Raw genomic sequence first — 18,952 nt, forward strand, 5'->3', positions numbered from 1 at the left:
AGAAGCTGCCCCGGGGTGAAATCTATGGTGTGTGGAGTCGGCGTTGTCTGACCGCCCGGATATCCGGTGATGGCCGGAATCTCGTCGCGGGCGTAGCCGGGAGGATATCCGCCCACGGGGTCGGGATAGAGCACCGCAAGGATCTTTGCCATGGCCGTCCTCCATCGGTAGGGCCTCCGCTCCGGCTGAACCGGCCGGATACCGATGATCTTGAATTTTAGTTGAGCATGCGTCGACGCCGCAATGTTCCGCGGCCCCGCAGTGGCCCCCAGGAGGCCGGAAGAGCGCCCCTTCAGAGCACGCGGATCGGGATCTCGGCGGGGTCTGCGAGCAGATCGGAGATCTCGTCGTCCAGCCGGACCAGAGTGATGGAGACGCCGGCCATGTCGAGCGAGGTGCAGTACTCGCCCACGTAGCTGCGCCACAGAGTGTGGGGAGCAGCCCACTTGTCGCTGCCCACGGGCTTGACGACGGCCTGGATGTCCCAAGTAGTGGCGCCGGCCGCCTTGTTGCGCCACAGGGCGAATGCCGTACCGTCCCCGGCCACCTGGACGTCTATCAGGCTCTGCTGACCGTCGGCACCGGTCAGGCTGACCGCGGGGCCCCATGGGCCCGCCGACGCCGTGTATCCGACGGCGCCGGCGGGCAGAGCGGCGCCCACCGCAAGCGCGACCGCCGTTGCCGCTGCGCACGCGGCGACGGTGGCTCGCGGTCTCGGTACCTTCACTGCCACTACGGCTCCTGTCTCGGACGGGCGCGCCCCTCACGCCCTGCAATGCGGTTGAACCTCGGCATAGGGGGGCCTGTGATCGAGCGGAACCACGTCCGGTCAAAGCCTGGCGCCGGAACACTGCGTGGCCGCCTCCGCCACCTCATGCCGCCACAGCGCTCCCGCAGTTGGACGCGATGACGACAGTACCGAGCGGGGGCTCGCACTTTCCCGTTCGCGGCAGTCTGGGAATGATCAAATCTTCACCCGCCACCCAGAGGAGGCGGCCCCTTATCGTCCCCGATCCGGCGGTACGCACCGAGACTTGAGACACGCTTTACACGACACACGCAACTGCCGCCCACCCCGTCACTGTCTGACAAGGAGTCGGGCCCCGTCAGGGCCGAAGAAGCGAGAGAGCGGGGCACGTCGTGGGACGGCGCAAGGGCGGCATAGGGATCGCACTCGTCACAGGTGTGATGCTGGTGGGCACGAGTGCCTGCGGCGGGGGCAGCAGTGACAAGGCGGGCGGGGACGACGCAAAGGCGTCGGGAAAGCCGAGTGCGAGCGCCTCTCCGTCACCGACGAAGCCCGCGGGCCCGCCGATGCTGCTGGACACGATCACCCCACAGACGGGAACCACGGTCGGCGTGGCCATGCCGATCTCGGTGGTCTTCACCAACCCGGTGGCGGCAAAGGCACGCGCCACGGTGGAGAAGCACATGAAGGTGAGCGCCTCGCAGCCGGTCGCCGGCGCCTGGCACTGGTTCGGCGACAAGCGCGCCGACTGGCGACCGAAGACGTACTGGCCCTCCGGCACGAAGGTGAAGATCGACGCTGACATCAACGGCGTCAGCAACGGCAACGGACGCTACGGCGTGCACAACTACACACACACCTTCCAGATCGGCGACGACGTGCGCGCGGATGTCTCGGTGACCGGACACACCATGAAGGTGACCCGGAACAGCAAGACGGTGCGCACCCTGTCGATCAATGCGGGCAGCGCCGAATATCCGACGTGGAACGGCACGATGGCCGTCATCGACAAGCAGGAGAAGGTCCACATGACCTCCTGCAGCGTCGGCATCAGCTGCGAGAAGGGCAGCCCCAACTACTACGACCTGACGCTGCCCTGGGACATCCACCTGACCCAGTCCGGCACGTACGTGCACTACTCGACCGGCGACCCGAATCCGGGCAGCGGCAGCGCCCGCGGCTCGCACGGCTGCGTCCACCTCTCCATGTCGGACGCCAAGTGGTTCTACGGCCAGGTCAAGCAGGGCGACCCCGTCACCATCACCGGCTCGCCCCGTGCCAAGGCCCCGGCCGACAACGGCTACGCCGACTTCAACCTGGGATGGGACCAGTGGCTCGCGGGCAGCGCGTCCGGGACGGAGACGACCGCGACGCTGTGATGCGCTGCGGTGGCGGCGCCAGGCGATGAAGCCCCGCTCGGCCAGACGCTGGGCGTACAGGCCGGCGGTCTGCTCCTTCATCCCGGTGAAGGGGCGGCCGACGACCACAGCCGACAGGCGGCCACCGTCGTGATCGTCGGGAGTGCAGAGGTGTGCGGCGAGGTTCAGTCCGGTGCTGGGGAAGGTGACGTTCGTCTTCGGTTCCTTCGCTTCCTTCTCGCCGCCGGGTCGCTGCCGGGTCAGAGGTACTTCGTGAAGAACGGCGACAGGTGGGCCGTCGCCTGGTCGACGTACTCGGGGACGTCGTAGAGGGAGACGTGTCCGGCGCCGTCGATGACGGCCAGCTCCTTGGGGCTCTTCACCCGCGGCAGCAGCTGCTCGGCCTGCCACAGGGAGCCGGCCTTGCTGCCGGCGACCATGAACAGCGGCTGGGTCAGCAGCGTCTCGACCTGGTCGAACGCGTCGAAGGCGTAGATGTTGGCGACGCTGGTGAACAGCATGCGGTTGTCGGAGCGGGGGTGCTGGGCGCGGGGTGTGCGGTAGTAGTCGTGGGCCTCGGCCATGTCGGGGACGGTTGTCCCGTCCACGGTCTCGGGCACGTACGGCACGTACGGCACGTAGGCGGCGTCGGCGCCCTCGGCCTCGGAGGCGCGCTGCTGTGCCACCGCGTCGAGGGTCGCGAGCTGGGTGGCGACGGGCTCGGAGCCGTCCCAGCCCAGGCGGTAGGCCGCGCCGATGTCGATCGGGCTGACGGTGCCAACGGCCTTGATCCGGCGGTCGGTCATCGTGGCGTTGACCGCGTAACCGGCGCCGGCGCAGATGCCCAGTACGCCGATGCGGTCGGCGTCGACGTAGCCGAGAGTGGCCAGGTAGTCCACGGCGGACCGGATGTCTTCGACCCGGGAAGCGGGGTTTTCGAGGTGGCGGGGCCGGCCGCCGCTCTCGCCCTGGTGGGAGGCGTCGAAGGCGAGGGTGACGAAGCCCTCCCGGGCGAGCTCTCCGGCGTAGAGGCCGGCCGTCTGCTCCTTGACGCCACCGCCGGGGTGGACGGACACGATCGCCGGGTACGACCGGCCCTCGGAGAAGCCGTCCGGGAGGTAGAGGTTCCCGGCCATGGTGTCGTCGGCGTTGGTGAAGGTGACGTTCTGCACGGTGATGTCCTTCGCTGATCTGTCCGGGAGCGTGGCCGTGAGGCCGCCGCTCCCCTGATCGAGGTGAAAGCCCGCAGAGCCGGTCGGAAACCATGCAATGCGCGGGCTGACCACCATGCAATCGGCGCGTCGGCGAACGAGGGAGTCACTGCTGAAACGCGCCCTGACAGGGCACCCCACCGAGCTCTGCGGCTACCTAGCCTGGAAGGCATGGACCACCGCAGCGAGATCCGCGAGTTCCTGACCTCCCGCCGGGCCAGGATCACCCCCGCCCAGGCGGGACTGCCCAGCTACGGCGCCCGCCGGGTTCCCGGGCTGCGCCGCGCGGAGGCCGCCCAGCTCGCCGGGGTCAGCGTCGAGTACTACGCCCGCCTGGAACGCGGGAACCTCGCAGGGGTGTCCGACACCGTCCTGGACGCGCTCGCCCGCGCCCTGCGTCTGGACGACACCGAGCGGGCCCACCTCTACGACCTGGCCCGCGCCGCCGGAACAAGTCCGCGCCGACGCCGCAAACCGGCGTACCCGCAAGGAGTGCGCCCCAACGTCCAGCGGCTCCTCGACGCGATGACCGACACCCCGGCACTCGTCATCAACGGTCGCACTGACGTGCTGGCGAGCAACGCACTCGGCCGGGCCCTGTTCGCACCGCTCCACGACACCACAACGCGGCCTCCCAACCACGCCCGGTTCATCTTCCTCGACGCCCGCTCCCACGACTTCTGGGACAACTGGGAGCACGCCGCGGACGACGCCGTGGCCCTGCTGCACACCCAGGCCGGCCGGGACCCCTTCGACACGGGCCTGACCGCCCTGATCGGTGAACTGTCCACCCGTAGCGAGGACTTCCGCGCCCGCTGGGCCCGCCACGACGTACGCCGCCACGCCACCGGCGTCAAACACCTCCGCCATCCCGCCGTCGGCACCCTCCACCTCACCTTCGAAGCGATGGAACTCGTCGCCGACACCGGCCTGACCCTCCTGGCCTACGGCGCCGAAGCCGGCACCGCCTCCGAAGACGGCCTGCGCCTGCTGACCACCTGGGCGGCCACTCGCGATCAGCAGCGGGCGGTTCCTGCTGTCGACGAGACCTAGGCAATTGGCCTGGCCTCGTCCGGCGCCCCGCGAACGCCTCAGCCTGTCACTGTCGCACCGTGCGCGTCCCGACGAGCCGGAACTGTCGGAGCTGTGCCTCCCCGACCATCCCCGCCCCGCCCCGCACCCCGCACCCGCACCCGCACCCGCACCCGCACCCGCATGAAGAACGCGCAGGGCGGTGAAGGCGATCCGGGACGGGCCGAGCGGCGGCGCCCGCGGCGACGGCGCAAGGCCCGCCTGAAGATCGCCTTCCTCGGGCGGTCCCGCGGTGGGCTGACCAGCATGTTCCACCTCGCGGCCCACCGACGCCGCCGACCGCTCGCGCTGGTCCTGACCACCGGGCAGGCCGCCGACAACCACGGCCGCAACACGAGAGCGCGGCCTCGGAACCGCATCATGATCGCAGCCGAAGACAGGCAGACGCATTGGCGATGGTCGTGCACAACTTCCCCGTACGGAGGAGCGGTGGCCGGCCCGGTCGATACGGCCGGAGCCGGTCGCAGCGGATGGCCGACCCGGCTGTTCAGGGCTTGAGGATGAGCTTGCCCGTGGTCTGGCCGGTCTCCAGAAGACGGTGGGCCTCGGCCGCCTCGGCGAGGGGCAGCGGCTGAGTGGCCGGTGTGCGCACCTCGCCCGAAGCGACCCATCCCACCAGGCGGTGCAGCGCCTTGCCCGCCTCCGGCAGCCGGTGCTCGAACCAGATGCCCAGGTTGAAGCCGACCCGTCGCGGCCGAGTCCGACAACGATGTCGTACGGTCCGTGACCCTGGAGCACCGCCCCGACGGCCGCCGCGTCACCGTCCCGGCCCGCTATGTCATCGACGCCACCGAGACGGGCGAACTCCTGTACCTGGCGGGCGTCGAGCACGCCTGCGGCACCGAGGCACGGTCCGAGTACGACGAGCCGCACGCACCGGACCAGGCCCAGCCGCTCAACCAGCAGGGCATCACCGTGTGCTTCGCGCTCTCCCACCACGAGGGCGAGGACCACACCGTCGACCGCCCGGCGGACTACGGCTTCTGGCGCGCGTATCGTCCGGACTTCTGGCCCGGCCCGCTGCTCGGCTTCCAGGCGTCCGACCCGCGCTCCCTGGAACCCGTCCCGCGGACCTTCGTCCCCAACCCCGACCTCGACCCGCTCGGCGTGAGCGCCGACCAGAGCGCCGACGCCGGCGACAAGGAGCTGTGGGGCTTCCGCCGCATCCTGGCGCGCAAGCTGCACCGCCCCGGCGCCTTCGACTCCGACATCACGCTCGTCAACTGGCCACTCAACGACTACTGGTTGAAGCCGCTCGTCGGAGCGGGGACGGAGACCGGAGCCCAAGCGGTCGCCGAGGCACGGCAGTTGTCCCTGTCGGTCCTGTACTGGCTGCAGACCGAAGCACCCCGGCCGGACGGCGGCACCGGCTTCCCCGGCCTCCGGCCGCGCCCCGACGTGACCGGTACCGCGGACGGCCTGGCGAAGGCGCCGTACGTCCGCGAGTCGCGCCGCATCAAGGCCGTCACCACCGTCACCGAGCACGACGTGGCGATCGACCTGGTGGGCCCGTACGGGGGCACCAAGTACCGCGACTCCGTTGGCATCGGCAGCTACCACATCGACCTGCATCCCTCGACCGGGGGCGACACCTACGTCGACATCGGCTCGGTGCCCTTCGAGATCCCGCTCGGGGCGCTGGTGCCACGGCGGGTCCGCAATCTGCTGCCCGCGGGCAAGAACATCGGCACGACCCACATCACCAACGGTTGCTACCGGCTCCACCCGGTGGAGTGGAACATCGGCGAGGTCGCGGGCGCGCTCGTCGCCCACTGCCTGGCCGAGGACGTCGAACCGCGGCAGGTGCAGGCCGAGGACAAACGGTTCGAGGAGTTCGCCCGGCTGCTCGACCGCGACGGCGTGCAGCGCCACTGGCCCTACGTACGCGGCTACTGACCGCGCCGCACACGGTGGCTCCGGCCGCCGCACCCCGCGCGTGAGCCGGACGGATCGACCGCGTCTGTCCCGCCCGGCGACCGCCCGCACACGCCCGACACAGCACAAGGAGGTGCTCCAGACATGACCGCCTACCGCATCCGCGTCGGCATCGACGTGGGCGGAACCTTTACCGACGCCGTGGCCGTGGACGCCACGAACCTGCGGCTGCTGGGACAGGTCAAGGTCCCCACCAGTCACCATCACGAGGATGGAGTCGCGCACGGCATCGTCGAGGCGCTCGACCGGCTGCTGCGAAAGGTCGACCGCGCTCCCGGCGACGTCGCGTTCCTGGCGCACGGCACGACCCAGGCCACCAACGCCCTGCTGGAGGGTGATGTCGCCACCGTCGGCCTGATCGGCATCGGCACCGGACCCGGTGCCGTCCTCACCCGTCGCCTCGCCGCGCTCGGCAGGCTCGAACTCTCCCCCGGCAAGCGGCTTCCCCTCACCTACGCCCACGTCGCCGACCCGGACGCCCCGGCGGCCGTACGCGCCGCGGTCGACGAGTTGACGGCCGCCGGAGCCCAAGTCCTCGTCGCCACCGAGCCGTTCGCCGTAGACCGGCCCGAGGGTGAGCAGGCCGTGCTGGAGGCCGCCCGGTCCGCCGGCCTCCCGATGACGGCCGCACACGAGATCGCCTCCCTGTACGGACTGCACAAGCGGACCCGCACCGCGGTCGTCAACGCGGCCATCCTGCCGCGCATGCTCGCCACCGCCGACCTCGTCGACGCGTCCATCACCAAGGCCGGGGTCACCGCACCGCTCATGGTCATGCGCTGCGACGGCGGGGTCATGGCGCTGGCCGAGATGCGACGGCGCCCGCTGCTGACCGTCCTGTCCGGCCCGGCGGCCGGAGTCGCCGGTGCCCTCATGCAGGAACGGATCAGCGAGGGTGTCTTCCTCGAAACCGGCGGCACCTCCACCGACATCAGCGTCGTACGGAGCGGCAAGGTCGCCGTCCGGCACGCCACGATGCTCGGAAAGACCTCGTACCTCAACGCTCTCGACGTGCGCACGGTCGGAGTCGGCGGGGGTTCGATGATCCGCGTCGCTCAGGGCCGCGTCACGGCTGTCGGTCCGCGCAGTGCTCACATCGCGGGACTGCCCTACGCCTGCTTCGCCGACCCGGACGACCTGCGTGAGGCGACACTCGCCACGGTGCGCCCGATGCCGGACGACCCGGACGACTACGTGGTCCTGGACGCGGCGGGCGGACGGTTCGCGATCACCATGACGTGCGCCGCCAACGCCCTCGGCCGTGTCCCCGACGGGGACTTCGCGCGCTGCGACCAGGAGGTGGCGAAGGCCGCGATCGCGCCGCTCGCCGCCGCCCTCGGCGTGGATGTGCCGACCGCGGCCACCCGCATCCTCGACGCGGGCGTCGCCCGCGTGCGGGAGATCGTGGACTCGCTCGTCCGCGACTACCGCCTCGACCCCGACACGGCGGTCCTCGTCGGCGGTGGCGGAGGGGCGGCCTCCGTCACCCCGCATCTGGCGGCGTTCACCGGCATGAAGGGCAGGATCGCCCGGCACAGTGAGGTCATCAGCCCCATCGGTGTGGCCCTCGCGCTGGTGCGGGAGCAGATCGAGCGGATCGTCCCCGGCGCCACCCAGGAGCAGATCCTCGCCGTACGGGCCGAGGCCGAGCGGGCTGTCGTCGCCCAGGGCGCGGCGGCCGACGGCGTCGAGGTCGAGGTGACCGTCGACCCGCAGACCAGCACGTGCGCGCCACCGCCACCGGCGCCACGGAACTGCGCACCCAGGACCGTTCACACAGCGCCGACGACGTCGAACGCCTCACCGCGGCCGCCGCCAGCCTCAAGACCGACCCCGCCGAGGTCCGGATCCTCGCCGAGACATCCGCCCACACGGTCTACGGCATCGAGGTACGCCGTCGGCTGCGGGCTCCCCGGCGCCCCATACGCGTCGTCGACGCCGACGGTGTCGTACGCCTGCACGCCTCGGACGCGAGCGTGACCGCCACCACCGTGGGTGCCGCCCCCGAACTCCTCGCCCACCTCGTGCGCGAGGGGACGTCGTACGGCGACGGCGGCGTCCGCGCCCCCGCGCTGCGGCTCCTTCTCGGTTCCCGCATCGCCGACCTCTCCGGCGTCCTCGACCCACAGCCACTGCTCGCCCTGGCCCGCAGCGAGATGCGGGACCGCGCCCTCGACGAACTAGTGGTCGCCGTGGTGGAGGTGCGGTCGTGAGCGGCCCCGCCGCGCCCCGCCTCGCGCGTGACCCCTTGCTCGCCGCTGCCGTGTCCGCCGCCGATCCGGCAGCGGACGATCTGAGTCTCGCCGTACGGCTGCTGGCCACGACGCCCACCCACGAGAAGCGCGACCCCGCCGAGCTGCGCCAATGGGCTCTGGCCGCCGACGCGTTCGGCGCCGCACTCGACCCCGGTCTGCCGTGCCGCGCCCGGATCGTGGAGCGCGGCGACGGGCTCCAACAGCTGTTGCTCGCCCGCTACACCTCGCGTCCGGCCACCGTCGAGCTCTACACCGACACCATCGACCGGGCCGAGTCGCTGATCGACGAACTCGGCTGGCGCTCCTGGTATCCCGTCGGGTCCGTGCGCGCCGCGGCCCTCGCCCACGAGACCGCACACGCACTGCTCCATCGCAAGGCGATGCGGACCGCGCTCAAGGAGGCGCTGGGGCACATCGCCCTGCGGCTGGGCCGGTTCCGGGTCCTCGGCCATGTGGCCGGTGCCGAGGAGATCGCGGCCCACGCCTACGCCCGTACCGTCTGCGGCCTGGGCCGCAGCCCTCTCCTGCTCACCGCCGCGCTCGCCGCCGCGGTGGACACACCCGGAAGACAGAGGTGACCCATGGGTGTTGTCATCCTGCTCGTCATGGCGGCCGGTGTCGCCGCCATGCTCACCCGCAAACTGCCCACGGCCTTCGCGCTCGTCGTGCTCGCCGTCGTCATCGCCTTCCTCGCCGGCGCACCCCTGACCGGCAAGAACAGTGTTCTGGACACGGTCCTCCAGGACGGTGCGCCGACCCTGGCCGCCACGATGATCGCGATCGTGCTCGGTTCCTGGCTCGGCAAGCTCCTCGAGGAGACGGGCATCGCGGCCACGCTCGTCCGTAAGATCGTCGAGTTCGGCGGTGACCGCCCGGTCGTCGTGGCTCTCGGTGTGCTGGCCGTGTCCGCGTTGGTCGGTACCGTCACCGGATCGGCGCCGGCCGCGATGCTCGCGGGGCTCATCGGTATCCCGGCCATGGTCGCGGTCGGCATCCCGAAGGTGACCGCCGCCGGGACCGTCCTCATGGGCATCGCCGTGGGCATCCCCTTCGAGCTGCCCCTGTGGCAGTTCTTCTCCACCGCCTTGAACCTGCCCCTACCGACCGTGCGTGGCTTCATGGTGAAGCTGTTCCCCTTCGCCCTGGTCGCCGCCGTCCTCTTCGTGCTCGTCGAGTCGCTCCGCCGAGGTGTGGAACACACCTGGTCCCTCAAGTCCGTGGAGGACAAGCCGCGTTCGGCCAGTCGCCGGGAGAGGCTGGGCGACGCTCCCTGGTACGCGCTGCTCACCCCCGCCGTTCCCCTGATCCTCGCCCTGGGCTTCGAACTCGCCATCGTTCCCTCCCTGTTGGCGGGTGTGCTGTACGCCCTGGTCACCACCACCGGCCCCCGCGAGATGAACAAGCGGCTGCTGCGCACCCTGTACGGCGGTTTCGAGGTGGCCGCCCCGCCGATCGCCCTGTTCATCGCCATCGGCATCCTGCTGGCCGCGGTGAAACTGCCCGGCGCCGTCGACGCGCTCGAACCGCTGATGAAGGCGGTCAGCCCGTACAACGCGGTGCTGTTCGTCCTCGTCTTCACGCTGCTCGTCCCGCTGTGCCTCTACCGCGGGCCGCTGAACGTCTTCGGGCTCGGAGCCGGGATCGCCGGCGTCCTCATCGCCACGGGCATCTACCCGGCCGCGGCCGTCCTCGGCATGGCCACCTCGTACAACCAGGTCTTCGGAGTCGCCGACCCCACCAGTACCCAGACGGTCTGGGCCGCCCAGTACGCCGGTGTCTCCCCACAGCAGGTCATGGTGCGCACCCTCCCGTACGTGTGGGCCGTGGCCCTCGGCGGGCTGTGCGTCACCGCGGCCACCTACCTCTGACCGTCACCTCCCCCTGGAGCCGACCATGCCCCAGTCGCGTTTCGACCGCCGCTTGTTCCTGCGTGCCACCGCCGCCACCGGCGCCGCCGTCAGCGTCGGCGGGCTCTGCGCCCCGTCCGCGTCCGCCGCACCCGGCGGATTCCCCGACTACACCTACGTCCGCACCCTGCTCACGCCGTCCCAACTGAAGTACAACCCGACCGGTGAGATCATCTTCCCCTGCGTCAGGGGCGTCTACGACAAGCTGAGCGCCCCACTCGGCCGCTACTACCTGTACTACGGGCCGCACAACGCGCCCGGCGGCATCTGCCTGGCCTACGGCGACTCCCTGGAAGGGCCCTTCACGGAGTACCCGGACAACCCGATCGTCGCCAACGACTGGCAGCCCCACTACTCCGTCAGCCACGTCGCGTCCCCGCACGTGATGTGGCACGCGAGCACGAAAGAGCTGTGGCTGTACTTCCACGGCGAGAACACCACCACGCGCCTGGCCCGCTCGAAGGACGGCATCAACTTCACGTACGACAAGGTCGTCCTGTCCACGTCGATGCTGCCGAGCGGCACCACCGAGACGTCCTGCGCCCGTGTCTTCCCGCACGAGCTGCCCTCTCGCGGCGCCCACTACGTCATGGTCTTCATGCTGAACAACACCACCAACCACCGTGACATCCGCTGGGGCTGGTCGGCCGACGGGCGCACCTGGACCTACGACCAACAGCCCCTGATCCGCCACTCCGACGTCAGTGCCGTCAACGTCGGCGGGCCGCATCTGCTGTACCGCGACAACAGCACCTACGTCGTCTACAACAAGGACAAGGAGAGTGGCGGTGACCTGATGATCACGGAGGTGGGCAACGACTTCAGCAAGCGTAACCACCTTGGAGTCTTCTACAACTCCCGCAGCAGTGCACCGGAGAACGGTCGCGCTGCCGCCCCCTCGTTCGGCACCGACGGGGGCGTGCCCTACATGATCTACGAAGCAGGGGAACGGCTCTCGGGCTCCATCGCCATGGCCCGCGGCTGACCGCAGCGTTCAAGCTCTGTCGAGTGACGTGCGAGCGATGAGTCCGTGTGCGCACTTCGTCTCAACGCCTGGGCCGCCGGCGGCCCAGGCAAAGGCAAAGGCAAAGGCAACGCCACTGTCTCCGAACACGGCCTACGCGGACTCGCGCAGCCTCAGCTCCGCCCCCACCACCAGTTCGTCCTGGCCGAGCGGATCCTCGCCGGTCAGCAGCCGGGCCGTCTGTTCCACGACGAGCGCGCCGAGCGCCCGCGTGTCCAGGGCCACGGTGGACAGCGGCGGCTCGACGAGCGCCCCCAGTTGGAGGCCGTCGAAGCCGATCACCGCGAGGTCGCGAGGAACCGCGCGTCCGAGCCGGCGCGCTCCACGCAGCGCGCCTATGGCGACGATGTCGTTGAAGGCGAACACGGCTGTCACGTCCGGGTGCTCGGTGAGCAGGACCTTCAGCGCGCTCTCCCCGCCCTCCACGCTCTGGTCGGCGCGGCTCACCGGGCCGGCGTCGAGCCCGCAGGCGGCCATCGCGTCGGCGAACCAGGCGTGGCGGATGCTGGGCTCGGACCGGCCCGCGTGGTCGAGCATGCCGATGTGCCGGTGCCCGGCCTCGACGAGGTGCGCGATGGCCGCGCGGACGCCCTGCTCGCCGTCGATCCGGATGGAACTGAACCGTTCGGTGCGGTGCTCCCGGTCGATGAGTACCACGGGCAGCCCGCGTGCCAGTCTGTCGATCTCGTCCTCGGGCTGGCTCAGATAGCCGACCACGGCGTCCACCTGGGAGGCGATCACCTGGAGCGTGCCGCGCTCCTCCTCGATGCGGTCACCGGTGTCGTACACGACGACGTGCCAGCCACGGGACCGCGCCGCGTCCAGGGCGGCCGCGGCGACCTCGGTGAAGAACGGGTTGAGCAGGTCGGGGATCACCAGCCCGACGCTGATGGTGTCCTGCCGCACGAGCCCCCTGGCGAACCTGCTGGGGCGGTACCCCAGCGCGAGCGCCGCGTCGAGGACGCGCTGCTTGGTGGTGACGTCGATCTCGCCCTTGTCGTTGAGCGCCCGCGACACCGTCTGCCGGGACACTCCGGCGGTCCGGGCCACATCGTGAATCGTCACTCTGCGGGGTCCGGTCCCCGACGACGCCATCACTACCTCCGTACCTGTGTCGACGCAGGCGCGTCGTAGGGACACTGAGTATGCACCGGGCCGAAGCCATGGTGCGACCTTTTCCGCGGGCCCTCGACGATCATGGCCGTCGTGAGGCCTTCGCCGGTGGCGCCAGGCCATTATCGGTGGTCAGCGGCGTCATGTGTGCTCTCCTTAACCTGCCGGACCCATGGACGACTCGAGAGTCTTGACACTCGGCCGTGCCGCGGCGCAGACTCCGGATCAATTCATAACACGCTCCCGTGAACGCTCCCGTGAACGTTCACGTGAACGCTCACGCACCTTATCCCAACCAGAAGGCATTCCCCGCCTGAGCTGTCAACGTCGACCCGCCTAGCGCCGCCGCTAGTCGTTCTCTGGAACGGAAAACATGAGCAAGAGAGTCACGCGCACCCGTCTCGCCGCCGTCGCCGCGGCAGCCACTCTCGTCGTACTCGCCGGGTGCTCGTCGCCCGCTCCCTCGGACAAGGCGTCCGCGGCCTCCTGCACCCCCGCCAAGGGGAAGGTCACCCTCCAGTACTGGAACACCGTTCCGGGCATGGACAAGGTCGTGGACCTGTGGAACAAGAAGAACCCGGACATCCAGGTCCAGACGAAGAACATCTCCAACGACCAGTACGGCACCCTCGGCAACGCCCTCAAGGCGGGCAAGGCGCCGGACCTCGCCCAGGTGGGCTACGACGAGCTCCCCAACCTGCGCACCCAGAACGCCTTCGTGGACGCCTCGGCCTGCTCGGCGGCCACCGCGGCCAAGTCGAAGTTCGTGCCGTGGACCTGGTCCCAGACCAGCTTCGGCGGCACGGGCGTCTTCGCCCTCCCGCAGGACACCGGCCCGATGGCCCTGTTCGTGCGCAGTGACATCTTCAAGAAGCACGGCATCGCGATCCCCACGACCTGGGACGAGTACGCGGCGGCCGCGCAGAAGCTGCACAAGGCGGACCCCAACCTCGACATCACGTTCTTCGACCCGAACAACGCCGAGTGGTTCAACGGGCTCCTCTGGCAGAACAGCGCCCAGATGTACAGCTACTCCGGCGACAAGTGGCACGTCACCGTCGCGTCGGACCAGAGCAAGCAGGTCGCCGACTACTGGCAGAAGCTGATCACCGGCAAGCTCGTGCGCACCGACCTCGCCAACGGTTCGACCCAGATGTACGCCGCGTACCAGAAGGACCAGATCGCCAGCTACGTCGGTGCCGCCTGGGGCTACAGCATGTTCCGCGACAACCTGCCCAAGCAGGCCGGCAAGTGGTCGATCGTGCCGATGCCGACGTGGGGTGCGAACGGCGCCTCCGGTGACTGGGGCGGTTCGACCGTCGCGTTCATGAAGGGCAGCAAGCACCTCTACGAGTCGGTCAAGTTCAACACGTGGCTGAACTCCGACCCGGAGGCGCTGGCGCTGGAGAACCAGCTGGGCGGCCTCTACCCGGCGGCCGACGCGGGGCTCAAGCTGCCCGCGCTGTCGAAGGGCGTGCCGTACTACAACAACGAGAAGATCTTCGACGTCTTCGCCGATTCGTCCAAGAAGATCGACACCGAATTCGCCTGGGGCCCCACCCAGAAGACGGTGAACCTGGCCCTCCAGGACGCGATGGCCAAGGCCGCGGCCGGTGACGGCACGCTGTCCGACGCGCTCTCCGCCGCCCAGGCCGCCGCCCTGAGGTCGATGAAGGCCCAGGCGATCCCGGCCACGGCGGGCAAGTGACCACGGAATGACCGACATCGCACCTCGCGCGGTGACGTCAGGTGGCCGCCGCCGTCCAGGCGGCGGCCCCCGGGCGGGCACCGTCATCGCGTTCCTCACCCCGTTCTTCCTGCCGTTCGTGCTGTTCTACCTGGTGCCCGTCGGCTACGCGCTCTGGCAGAGCTTCCACGTCGTGCGCCGCACCGGAGGGCAGTACGGGACCTCGTACACGACTTTCGGCGGATTCGACCAGTACACGCAGGTGTTCCAGAACAGCGAGTTCTGGAACAGCATCGGCCGCATCGGGCTGTTCGGCATCGTGCAGGTGCCCGTCATGCTGTTCGTCGCGCTGGTCATGGCGCTGCTGCTGGACACTCCCCTGCTGAAGCTCAAGGCGTTCTTCCGCATCACCGCGTTCATGCCGTATGCCGTGCCCGGCGTCATCGCCGCGATCATGTGGTCGTACCTGTACTCGCCGCAACTCAGCCCGGTCGTCGACCTGTTCCAGCACATCGGCCTGCACCCCGACTTCCTCGGTCCGGGCGCCGTGCTGTGGTCGGCGGCGAACGTCTCCACCTGGCTCTGGACCGGCTACAACATGCTGATCATGTACTCGGCGCTCCAGTCGATCCCACAGGAGCTCTACGAGGCCGCCAAGATCGACGGCGCGAGCAACTGGACGATCGCATGGCGGATCAAGGTCCCGATCATCGCCCCGTCGATCGTCCTGACCACGGTGTTCTCGATCATCGGCACACTCCAGCTCTACGCCGAGCCGGCCGTGCTGCGCCAGTTCTCCTCGAACATCTCCAGCACGTTCACCCCGAACATGCTGGCGTACGCGGTGGCCTCCGGGAACAACTACCAGCAGGCCGCGGCCATTTCGGTGGTCATCGCCGTCATCACCTTCGTCTTGAGCTTCGGGTTCATGCGACTCACCTCGAAGAAGGCGGGACTGTGAGCAACCCATCCACGATCCGCGAGAGCCGGGGCAGCCGTACGGCCGTCATGGCCCTGATGTTCCTCCTGGCCGTCTACTTCCTGCTGCCGGTCTACTTCCTGATCGTCGCGGCGACGAAGCCGCAGGGTGACCTCGCCGCCACCAACGGACTGGCGTTCTCGCACTTCAACCTGTTCGAGAACCTGCGCATCCTGTTCACCCGCAGCGACGGCGTCTTCGGGCGATGGGCCCTCAACACCGTCATCTACGCGGTGCTGGGCGCAGCCGTGGGCACCCTGATCTCGGCCCTGTGCGGCTACGCGCTGGCCAAGTTCCGCTTCCGCGGCCGGGAGTTCCTCTTCTCCGTCGTCCTCGGCGGTGTCCTCGTCCCGACCACCGCGCTCGCCCTGCCGTTGTTCCTGCTCTTCTCGGCGACCGGGATCGTCAACACCTATCTCGCGGTGTTCCTGCCCAGCATCGTCAGCCCGTTCGGTGTCTACCTGGCGCGCATCTTCGCCAACGCCGCCGTCCCGCAGGAGCTGATCGAGTCGGCGCGGCTGGACGGCGCGGGCGAGTTCCGCACGTTCTTCTCGGTGTCGTCCAGGCTGATGACGCCGGCCCTGGTGACCATCTTCCTGTTCCAGTTCGTGGCCATCTGGAACAACTTCTTCCTGCCGATGGTGATGCTCCAGAAGGAGTCACTGTTCCCGATCACGCTCGGCCTGTACGAGTGGAACGGCCAGACCGCCCGGGCTCCGCTGCTCCAGGAGTCCGTGATCACCGGCTCGCTGGTTTCGATCGTGCCCGTGATCATCGTGTTCATCCTCCTCCAGCGGTTCTGGCGCACCGGGCTTGCCGCCGGTTCCCTCAAGTGACCGCTCTCCCCCGCACGTCCGCACAGAAGGTCCCCCTCGCCATGCAGAACTCCGCCGTCTTCGTGCCCCATTTCCACTGGGACAGGGAGTGGTACGAGCCGTTCCAGGTGTTCCGGCACCGGCTCGTCACCGCCCTGGACACCGTGCTGGAGACGGCCGAGGCGAACCCGGACTTCCGGTTCACCGTCGACGGGCAGATGGCCGCGGTCGAGGACTACCTGGAGATGCGGCCGGAGAACCGCGACCGCCTCGTGGCGCTGGTGCGCGAGGGCCGCCTCGCCATCGGACCGTGGCTGATCCTGCTCGACGAGTTCCTCTGCTCGGGCGAGACGATCGTACGCAACCTGCAGATGGGCTGGGCCGCGGCGGAGCGACTGGGCGGTGCGATGCCCGTCGGCTATCTGCCGGACATGTTCGGCCACATCGCGCAGATGCCGCAGGTCCTCGCCCGCGCCGGGATCGAGCACGCGGCGCTGTGGCGCGGAGTGCCCGGTTCCGTGGACGGCCACGCCTTCCGCTGGCGCGCGCCGGACGGCTCCGAGGTGCGCACCGAGTTCCTCTTCGACGGCTACGACAACGGTCTCGACGTCCTGCTGGTGCCCGACCGGATCGGCCGCGCCCTCGGCGACTACGCGCGAATGACGGCCGCGCGCTGGGGCGGTGACCCGGTGCTGGCGATGGCCGGCACCGACCACAACGCGCCCGACCCGCGGCTCGCGGACTGGCTGCGGCGCGCTTGCGACGACGAGCGCGCCATCACGATCGCGACACTCGACGAGTACATCCGCGAGCACGTGCGGGACGAGGTGTCCGCCGTCGTCACCGGCGAGCTGCGCAGCCATGTCCGCGGCAACATCCTGCCCGGCGTACTCTCCGTGCGGCTCGGGCTCAAGCAGCGGATGGCCGTCGCCGAGCGCACCGTCGACCACGCCGAGCGCGTGAACGCCCTGTGGTCCCGGCGGGACGACGCGCCGTTCCTGTCACTCGCCTGGCACAAGATCATCGAGTCGACGGCGCACGACTCGGTCGTCGGCTCGGGCACCGACGAGACCTGCGACCAGGTCGACGCCCGCCTGGCCGAGGCCGCGCAGACCGCACGCGCCGTACGGGACGCCGCGCTCGCCGAGCCCGCCGCCCGGGTGCCGAGCGACGCACATCTCGTCGCCAACCCGCTGCCGTTCGCCCGTACGGCGCTGGTCGAGGTGGACGTCGTGGCACCACCGGCGGGAGCCGGGCTGGTCGCGACCGCCGCCGACGGCTCCACGCACCCCGTGCAGCTGATCTCGCAGGCCCCGACCCTGCTGAGCGACGAGCGCATGGACGCCTCCCAGCTCGAACGCGTCCTGCGCCGTATCCACCGCCGCGAGCTGTTCGGCCGGCTGATCGACCACTACGAACTCACCCCGAACTCGCTCGTCTTCCACCTCGCCGAGGTGCCCACCAGCGGACCGTTCGACCTGCTGATCCTGCGCCGCGAGGTCGCCGAGGCGGCCGCCGCGCACCCGGGCGAGTGGCGGGTGCTGACACTGGAGGAGGCGCGGGCGACCGCGCTGGTGCCCGTGCACGTGCCGGCCTCCGGGCTGGCGAGCTTCCGGGTCGCGCCGAGCGAGTGGCCGGCCGCCCCGTCGACCACGCTCGCGAACGCCACGGCGGCGCCCCGGGGCGTGTCCAACGGCCTGGTCGACGTCGAGGTCGCCGCCGACGGCACCCTGACCGTGACCGGGGCCGACGGCACCGTCCTGAGCGGCGTCGGCCGCCTCGTCGACGGCGGTGACCGCGGCGACAGCTACAACTACGCGCCCCCGGCGCGGGACGTACTCGTGTCGGAGCCCGTCGAGACGACCGTAGACCTCCTCGAATCCGGCCCGCTGCGTTCCCGGCTGCGGGTCACCCGGGTCTACGCATGGCCCGCCGCGCTCTCCGCGGACCGCGATCGGCGCGCCGACCGGACCGTGGCGACTCCGGTGGAGACGCTCGTGGAGGTGCGCGCGGGAGAGCCGTTCGTCCGGGTCTCCACGTCGTTCCTGAACCAGTCCGCCGACCACCGGCTGCGTTTCCACGTGCCGCTGCCCGAGCCGGTGGCCGTCTCCGCTTCCGCCGGGCAGTTCGCCGTGACCGAGCGCGGGCTCACCGCCGAGGGCGGCTGGGGCGAGTACCCGCTCCCGACCTTCCCGGCGAGCTCGTTCGTGTCGGCCGGACCGGCGACCGTGCTGCTCGACCACTCCAGCGAGTACGAACTCGTCGACGGCGGCGCGGAACTGGCCGTCACCCTGCTGCGCGCGATCGGCTCTATCAGCGTCAACATCCACCCCCTGCGCGACGAGCCCGCTGCCACCGAGATCCCCGCGCCGGGTGCGCAGGACCTCGGAATGCGGATCACGAACCGCTTCGCCGTGCTGCCCTCCGCAACCGGCTGGCAGGGGGCCGACGCGGTCGCCCTCGCCGAGGAGTTCCGGGGCGACGTGCTCGTCACCCGCGGCACCGCGCCCGGCGGAGGCGACCTGCCAGGCGACGCGATCGGACTCCGGGTCGACGGCAGGGATGTCCTCGTCTCCAGCGTCCGCCGCGTCACCGACGACGGGCGCGGGTCCGGAACCGAGGTGCGGCTGACCGCGATGAGCGCCACCGGCTCGGTGGTCCGGGTGACGGGCGCGTTCACGGAGGCGACGACGGTCGACCTGCTCGGCAGACCGCTCTCCGCGCAGGCGGAACCGTCCCGTGACGGCCTCGAACTCACCCTCGGCCCCTGGGAGATCCGCACCGTGGTCCTCCGCTAGCCCCTCAAAAAAGAATCTCCCCGCTGCCAC

General features: G+C 70.1%; 13 protein-coding genes and 3 pseudogenes. 11 read left to right on the forward strand and 5 right to left on the reverse strand.

What is annotated here, in order from left to right:
• Both ACFVWD_RS33210 and ACFVWD_RS33215 read right to left on the reverse strand, forming a co-directional pair.
• Positions 1 to 152: pseudogene (locus ACFVWD_RS33210) on the reverse strand (NAD-dependent formate dehydrogenase); the annotation flags it as partial.
• Between the two features lie 140 nt (positions 153 to 292).
• A complete protein-coding gene (locus ACFVWD_RS33215; RefSeq protein ID WP_389601483.1) occupies positions 293 to 727 on the reverse strand; it encodes a dihydroxyacetone kinase subunit DhaK in 435 nt (144 codons plus the stop codon).
• A 461-nt stretch (positions 728 to 1,188) separates the two neighbouring features.
• Here ACFVWD_RS33215 and ACFVWD_RS33220 point away from each other — a divergent pair, with 461 nt between their 5' ends.
• Entirely contained in the window at positions 1,189 to 2,127 is a 939-nt protein-coding gene (locus tag ACFVWD_RS33220; protein WP_389601582.1) for an Ig-like domain-containing protein, read from the forward strand.
• A gap of 239 nt (positions 2,128 to 2,366) precedes the next feature.
• Here the strand turns inward: ACFVWD_RS33220 and ACFVWD_RS33225 are convergent, their stop codons facing one another.
• Positions 2,367 to 3,278: an alpha/beta hydrolase gene (locus ACFVWD_RS33225; RefSeq protein ID WP_389601485.1), complete on the reverse strand. Its 912-nt coding sequence runs from the start codon at positions 3,276 to 3,278 to the stop codon at positions 2,367 to 2,369.
• A 210-nt stretch (positions 3,279 to 3,488) separates the two neighbouring features.
• Here ACFVWD_RS33225 and ACFVWD_RS33230 point away from each other — a divergent pair, with 210 nt between their 5' ends.
• Entirely contained in the window at positions 3,489 to 4,370 is an 882-nt protein-coding gene (locus ACFVWD_RS33230; protein ID WP_389601487.1) for a helix-turn-helix transcriptional regulator, read from the forward strand.
• A 526-nt stretch (positions 4,371 to 4,896) separates the two neighbouring features.
• Here the strand turns inward: ACFVWD_RS33230 and ACFVWD_RS33235 are convergent.
• The gene (locus tag ACFVWD_RS33235; RefSeq protein ID WP_389601584.1) at positions 4,897 to 5,082 is read right to left on the reverse strand and encodes a zinc-binding dehydrogenase; all 186 of its coding nucleotides are present in this window, start codon (positions 5,080 to 5,082) and stop codon (positions 4,897 to 4,899) included.
• A gap of 8 nt (positions 5,083 to 5,090) precedes the next feature.
• On the opposite strand from ACFVWD_RS33235, the pseudogene ACFVWD_RS33240 reads away from it, so the two are divergent.
• From ACFVWD_RS33240 to ACFVWD_RS33260, 5 genes and pseudogenes are all read left to right on the forward strand, one after another.
• Positions 5,091 to 6,305, forward strand: a pseudogene (locus ACFVWD_RS33240) (FAD-dependent oxidoreductase); the annotation flags it as partial.
• Between the two features lie 123 nt (positions 6,306 to 6,428).
• Positions 6,429 to 8,557 (forward strand): annotated as a pseudogene (locus ACFVWD_RS33245) (hydantoinase/oxoprolinase family protein).
• Positions 8,554 to 9,177 carry a hypothetical protein gene (locus ACFVWD_RS33250; RefSeq protein WP_389601489.1) on the forward strand — a complete coding sequence of 208 codons (624 nt, stop codon included), beginning with the start codon at positions 8,554 to 8,556 and terminating at the stop codon, positions 9,175 to 9,177. The pseudogene ACFVWD_RS33245 and the gene ACFVWD_RS33250 overlap by 4 nt, the downstream one beginning before the upstream one ends.
• 3 nt (positions 9,178 to 9,180) lie before the next feature.
• Positions 9,181 to 10,467, forward strand: coding sequence for a TRAP transporter large permease subunit (locus ACFVWD_RS33255; protein ID WP_389601491.1), 1,287 nt, complete (start codon positions 9,181 to 9,183; stop codon positions 10,465 to 10,467).
• 25 nt (positions 10,468 to 10,492) lie between these two features.
• Positions 10,493 to 11,491 carry a hypothetical protein gene (locus ACFVWD_RS33260; RefSeq protein ID WP_389601493.1) on the forward strand — a complete coding sequence of 333 codons (999 nt, stop codon included), beginning with the start codon at positions 10,493 to 10,495 and terminating at the stop codon, positions 11,489 to 11,491.
• A 132-nt stretch (positions 11,492 to 11,623) separates the two neighbouring features.
• Here the strand turns inward: ACFVWD_RS33260 and ACFVWD_RS33265 are convergent, their stop codons facing one another.
• A complete protein-coding gene (locus ACFVWD_RS33265) occupies positions 11,624 to 12,625 on the reverse strand; it encodes a LacI family DNA-binding transcriptional regulator (RefSeq protein WP_389601495.1) in 1,002 nt (333 codons plus the stop codon).
• A 391-nt stretch (positions 12,626 to 13,016) separates the two neighbouring features.
• Between ACFVWD_RS33265 and ACFVWD_RS33270 the strand changes: the two genes are divergently transcribed.
• From ACFVWD_RS33270 to ACFVWD_RS33285, 4 genes are read left to right on the forward strand one after another with little or no spacing between them, the layout of a single operon-like run.
• On the forward strand, positions 13,017 to 14,351 hold the full coding sequence (locus ACFVWD_RS33270; RefSeq protein WP_389601497.1) for an ABC transporter substrate-binding protein: 1,335 nt from the start codon (positions 13,017 to 13,019) through the stop codon (positions 14,349 to 14,351).
• Positions 14,352 to 14,358: 7 nt separating this feature from the next.
• Positions 14,359 to 15,291, forward strand: a complete 933-nt coding sequence (locus ACFVWD_RS33275) for a carbohydrate ABC transporter permease (protein WP_389601498.1) — start codon at positions 14,359 to 14,361, stop codon at positions 15,289 to 15,291.
• Positions 15,292 to 15,338: 47 nt separating this feature from the next.
• Entirely contained in the window at positions 15,339 to 16,145 is an 807-nt protein-coding gene (locus tag ACFVWD_RS33280) for a carbohydrate ABC transporter permease (protein WP_389601586.1), read from the forward strand.
• 41 nt (positions 16,146 to 16,186) lie between these two features.
• Entirely contained in the window at positions 16,187 to 18,922 is a 2,736-nt protein-coding gene (locus ACFVWD_RS33285; RefSeq protein WP_389601588.1) for an alpha-mannosidase, read from the forward strand.
• The last annotated feature ends 30 nt before the right edge of the window (positions 18,923 to 18,952 follow it).

It is taken from the genome of Streptomyces sp. NPDC058086, from assembly GCF_042885015.1.
Taxonomy (GTDB): domain Bacteria; phylum Actinomycetota; class Actinomycetes; order Streptomycetales; family Streptomycetaceae; genus Streptomyces.